This is a genomic window from Halolamina salina (assembly GCF_042678005.1).
GTDB lineage: Archaea > Halobacteriota > Halobacteria > Halobacteriales > Haloferacaceae > Halolamina > Halolamina salina.
On record NZ_JBHUDH010000108.1, the window covers coordinates 1 to 1,617 of the forward strand.

The window sequence follows — 1,617 nt, forward strand, 5'->3', positions numbered from 1 at the left end:
ATTTCTAATGAGCTGAATCCTGTTGCTTGGCTTTTGAACAAAGTCATCTTGGAGTATGCACCGATCGTCGGGTCAATTGAAGAGGACATCCAAACTTGGGTGTCATCGATTGAGGAGTATACTTCTGAAGAATTAGACGATTTCTTCCCCGATCGAAATGGGGTTTCTCCAAGCCACTACTTCCGTGCATACAGTATCACCTGCCCTTCTTGCGGTGATCCTCTACCAATTTCAAACCGTTGGTATTTCAATCGACGAAGGAACGCCGCCGTCTACCCCAAAGTCGAAGATGGTGAACTCAACTTCGATATAATTGATCCAGAGGAGGCTGAGACGAGAGAAGGATATGATCCAAATCAGGGAACAGTAAGTGGGGGAGATGCAGAATGTCCCCATTGTGGTGTAGTGACTGAAAGATCAGACTTAGTTAAGATATTCAAAAATGGTGATTTCGAATTTGAGGTTTGTGGGGTAAGATATGAAGATGATATTGGTGGTAAAAGATATTACCCACCTACAGAAGAAGATGTCAAAGCTATCGAAAAGGCTAACGAGAAAGTCTCATCAAACCTAAGACTATCGACTATTCTCTCTACTGATCGGTACGAAGGGTATTACGACCGTGCTGTACCATACGGTATTGAACAATGGAGGGATGTGTATAGTCCTCGACAACTCCTCGCCCACGCGACATACCTAGAGGCTTTCGAACAAGTAAAGCCTGAAATTCAATCACAATATGAGGAGGAGAAAGCAAATCTAATTCTGATACTCCTTTCGTTCATTTCTGTAAAGCTGATCAGGAGAAGTTCGAGACTTAACCCAATTACACCACGTCGAGGATCTCCTGATAATATGCTTGGGAATAATAATTTCTCTTTCCAATGGCACTTTGGTGAGAGTAACTTGACAGTCGGCACCTACAGCTATGAGTCAGAAAGCAAGAACGTTTTAGAAAGTTATGAGGAGGTCGTCCAGTACGTCTCCCATGTAGAGGAACCGGCTACCGTGTATCAGGGTGATGCCGCTAATCTCCCTTGCGATGATGGCTCCATTCAGAGTGTTGTAATTGATCCTCCTTATGGGGATAACGTCATGTATGCTGAGATCTCTGATGCGTTTTACGTTTGGTTCCGTGAATATCTCGGAGATGTATTCTCAGAGACCTTCGCTGATCAAGAAACAAATAAGCAAGATGAAGCAGTTGAGAATCCGATAATCGTCAATCCTGACGAAGATGAATCTACATCGGAGGTTGCCAGAGAGCGCTACGAAGAGAAAATGGGTGAGGTCTTCTCTGAGGCATATAGAGTACTGGAACAAGGCGGGACTCTGACGATCTACTTTACTGACAAGGAGATTGAAGCATGGGATTCTCTTACCATGTCGATTATTCAATCTGGATTTATTATTTCAGCAACCCATACTATCACGAGTGAAGTCCCTTATCGAGTCGGAGTGCAAGAGAACGCATCAGCAGATAGTACCTTACTATTGACTTGTCGAAAGCCCAAAAGAGAACCTTCCGATAGAAACCCTACTCTTTGGCGTGATATTAAAGATAGAACACGTGAAGTAGCCCGGGAAAAGGCTGCAGAACTCCTTGAATCCGACCAT

General features: G+C 43.9%; 1 protein-coding gene. It reads left to right on the top strand.

What is annotated here, in order from left to right; genetic code table 11:
• Positions 1–1,617, top strand: a 1,617-nt coding sequence (locus tag ACFR9S_RS09705; protein WP_379818516.1) for a DUF1156 domain-containing protein, incomplete at both ends; no start/stop codon positions are given.